The sequence below is a fragment of the Kaarinaea lacus genome, from assembly GCF_975902315.1.
The window spans coordinates 1-3,577 of record NZ_CDLKIE010000356.1; the positions used below are offsets into that span (position 1 = coordinate 1).

Here is a 3,577-nt window from a genome sequence, read left to right on the forward strand (position 1 = left end):
AGCATGAAAAAGATCCTGCGCCATGCATTAATTTCCCTGATCACGTCCGCCGCTACGGGTGGCGCATGTTTATAGTCCAACTGGTATTTAATAACGCCTTCTGTTTCTTTCAAGCTGTCACCTCAACGGATTTTTGGAAAACGATAACATCATCGCCATAATATTCCAGCCTTGCTTGCCACAATTCAGCCAACCAGTTAAATGTTTGTTGCGAAAAGAAACATACATGAGTCAGGTCATTTTTATAGTGCCAATGAGTAAACGCCTCACGATCTTTTACAAGCTTGGTCATGATACCCAGGCATCCACCAGGTTTAAGTATACTCCATAATCTTTCCAGCTCTGTTTTCGGGCGATGCAAGTGCTCCAGTGTTTCTGTCGCAGTAATAAAATCGTATTGTTGCTGTAATACATAGCCATCATCTGCATAAAAATGATCGTAGATTTTCATAGTATACCCTTGCTCTTCAAACATGATAGAGAGGGTTGGACCGGGGCCGGACCCAAAATCCAGGCCACAATCACCCGGTTTCAGTTTTTCTTTCATCGGAATCAACAGGCGACTTAGAAATTTTCTGTAACCTTGATCATCGGGATGATTCTGATGCAGGTCATACTGGGATTTTTCTTCTTCTGCAGAAAGAAAGTGGATACTGGGTACAAAAATCAAAAAACAGTGTTGGCATTTTAGAAAATCACGGTTTGGCTCACTGTAATAGTTTGTAACATTAGTGGAATGACATAGAGGGCAAGCGCGATGTGTTTTAGATTCTGGCACGATGATTAGTGATAATATATGATTATCAATTTTTCAATGATCGCCTTTGTAATGCGGATTGGGTATGGGAGGCACGCCTGTGATACGAATAACTTCCTGATCAACTGATTTCACATCACCCGACAGGTACATTGACTGTAAATCCTTTGCATCGGCGATAAGGAGATCTACCTGTTTTTCCGCCAGCGCTAATCCTTCATCGACAGTTTCACATTCGAAAACGTAATCATCAGACAAACCTTCAACATCCCCGATCTCAATCCTGAGCAACCCATCGTTGATTGCATGAATGCCCAGGGTTCCACCGAACATCAACCACTGATCTAAACTAGGGTAAGTTTGCCTGAATGTCATAATAATACTAGATTGTGATTGTCTCACTGCTACCGGGAATACTTGTGTCCATTCCAGCTTCCTGCAATTTTTCACGCAGTATTGCTTTAGCCTCATCCTCACCATGAATTAAATAAACTTTTGGATGCGCATTTCGGAAATTAGCCACCCAGTCGATTAATTGTTGCTGGCCGGCGTGCGCTGAAAAACCACCCAATGTATGAATTTTAGCATTTACGGCGATATCCTCTCCTACGATGCGAATATGTTCAGCACCATCAACGAGCGCGCGGCCGGGAGTGCCATAAACCTGATAACCGACAATCATCACGTGGGCATCCCGACGCCATAAGTTATGCTTTAAATGATGGCGGATACGACCACCGTCACACATACCACTGCCGGCAATAATAATAGCGCCATTCCTGATTTTATTAATCGCCATGGATTCTTCCGTGCGACGTGAATAGCGTAATACGGGCAGAAAACTATGTAATGTACCTGATTTCGTCTGCTTGATAGCAGCAACATCTTCCTCGTTATAGACATTCTGGTATCGATGATAAACTTCGGTTGCAGCGATCGCCATTGGGCTATCCAGAAAAACCGCCTGATGATTCAGATCACCCTGCTGGTAAAGCTCGCCTAGATAAAAGATAATTTCCTGGGTTCTACCTACCGCAAACGCGGGAATTAACACGTTTCCACCATTATCGTTCGCCTGTAATATCACATCACGAAACTCAGCCAGTGTTTCTTCCAGCGGTCGATGGTCACGATCACCATAGGTTGATTCCAGTAAAACAACATCGGCTTTTTGAAGTTCAACCGGGTCGCGTAGTAACGCAGCGTAACTGTTTCCCAAATCCCCGGAGAAAACCAGTTTACGACTATGCCCTCCTTCCTTGATATCAATTTCGACGATGGCAGAACCTAATATATGCCCGGCATCATGGAAAGTCACTTCGATACCTTTCACAACTTCATGCTTTTCGGCATATGGCAGTCCATCGATTTGCTTTAACGTCGCCTCGACATCATTCATATTATAAATGGGTTCGATTTCAGGTTTGCCGGAACGCTTTCTGCGTTTATTTTCCCACTCCGCGTCACGCATACTTAGAAACGCTGAATCTTTTAGCATAATGTCAAGCAGTTCACCGGTTGGCCTGGTCATGTAGATAGGCCCCTGGTAACCATCGCTCACCAGTTTCGGTAACCGACCGGAATGATCCAGATGAGCATGCGATAGAATAACCGCATCGATAGAGTTAACATCAAAAGGAAATGGCGCACGATTGACTTTCCCGTCTTCTTTCACGCCCTGGAATAACCCGCATTCCAGTAACACACGCGCCTGATCTGTTTCTAACAAATACAGTGAACCAGTGACGCCCTCTGTGGAACCTAAAAATGTAAGTTGTGCCATACTACCTGCCTGCTTTCATTGATTCTAAGGATTATTTGATTAATTCGGGCCGCACCATCCAGTTTATTTTCCACTTGTTATTCTCATCCTTATCCAGACATAGCACTGATCCCGGTTGATACTCAACAAGCGCTACATCGTCGCTACTGATCAACAATTCAGATACCAGCTTCGCCATAAACGGCAAATGACCGACGACCATGGTCGGTGTATTGAATTGCTCGACGAAAGTAGCAAATTCGTCAACAGGATCATTTGGATTAATACCTGAAATGGCTTCCGTTAATCCTGATTCTGAAATCGATTTGGAAAATATTTCGGCGGTTTGTTTGGCTCTGGTTTTACCACTATGCAGTACTCGATCAACGCTAATACCCGCACTCGATAAAAAAGCGGCCAGGCGCGAAACTGCGTTATTCCCTTCGGTCGACAGGGGGCGATCGGGGTCAACTTCCTTTGTAACCGCTTCACCATGTTGTACGAGATAAAGCATACAAATACTCCGTAAGTGGCTGGTTATAAAGATATAATTAGCAGAGTCATGAGATTCTGGCAAAGGAAATCTGGCCCTGTTTTGACGCAGGCGAAATATTTGCCGAAAATGACACTCTATATTGGATAATAGTTATACATATCCTGCAGGTAGGACGAAATGGAAACCAGAACAGTCGATATTAAACTCACATCCTCTGCGCAAACCAGGCTGAATAAGCTGGATCAGTCGCTAAACGTAGAACTTGAACTGTATTTCAGCTGCCTGATTCGACTGCGCGTGTTATTTCCGGAAAAGCCCGACGATGATTTCATTGCTGTAAACTCCAATCATGAAAAACTGAATTTATATTTTCACCCGATCATGACCAAGCATTGCGTTGTGGATGATATCAGGGGCAAAGATCCAGATACAGAAACCTTCCCTATTAAAAAACCGGAAAAGTTTATACCGCGGTGGGTAAAACTGGATTATAAAAATAACACCTGGACCGGAGAATTTGGTTATTAGAATTATTAGGGAGGGAGGCGACGGCAGGAGGTGA

The 3,577-nt window shown here is 43.9% G+C and carries 5 protein-coding genes; 1 reads left to right on the plus strand and 4 read right to left on the minus strand.

From position 1 onward, the window contains the following. Nucleotides 1-109 precede the first annotated feature (109 nt). From ACWVCM_RS11580 to sixA, 4 genes are all read right to left on the minus strand, one after another. The gene (locus tag ACWVCM_RS11580) at nt 110-670 is read right to left on the minus strand and encodes a class I SAM-dependent methyltransferase (protein WP_455201912.1); all 561 of its coding nucleotides are present in this window, start codon (nt 668-670) and stop codon (nt 110-112) included. A gap of 141 nt (nt 671-811) precedes the next feature. Further along, nucleotides 812-1,090, minus strand: coding sequence for a hypothetical protein (locus tag ACWVCM_RS11585; protein ID WP_455201913.1), 279 nt, complete (start codon nt 1,088-1,090; stop codon nt 812-814). A 49-nt stretch (nt 1,091-1,139) separates the two neighbouring features. Beyond that, nucleotides 1,140-2,540 carry an MBL fold metallo-hydrolase RNA specificity domain-containing protein gene (locus ACWVCM_RS11590; RefSeq protein ID WP_455201914.1) on the minus strand — a complete coding sequence of 467 codons (1,401 nt, stop codon included), beginning with the start codon at nt 2,538-2,540 and terminating at the stop codon, nt 1,140-1,142. Nucleotides 2,541-2,571: 31 nt separating this feature from the next. Beyond that, nucleotides 2,572-3,033, minus strand: a complete 462-nt coding sequence (gene sixA / locus ACWVCM_RS11595; protein ID WP_455201915.1) for a phosphohistidine phosphatase SixA — start codon at nt 3,031-3,033, stop codon at nt 2,572-2,574. A gap of 159 nt (nt 3,034-3,192) precedes the next feature. On the opposite strand from sixA, the gene ACWVCM_RS11600 reads away from it, so the two are divergent. Then, complete coding sequence (locus tag ACWVCM_RS11600) at nt 3,193-3,543, plus strand: hypothetical protein (protein ID WP_455201916.1); 351 nt, start codon at nt 3,193-3,195, stop codon at nt 3,541-3,543. The last annotated feature ends 34 nt before the right edge of the window (nt 3,544-3,577 follow it).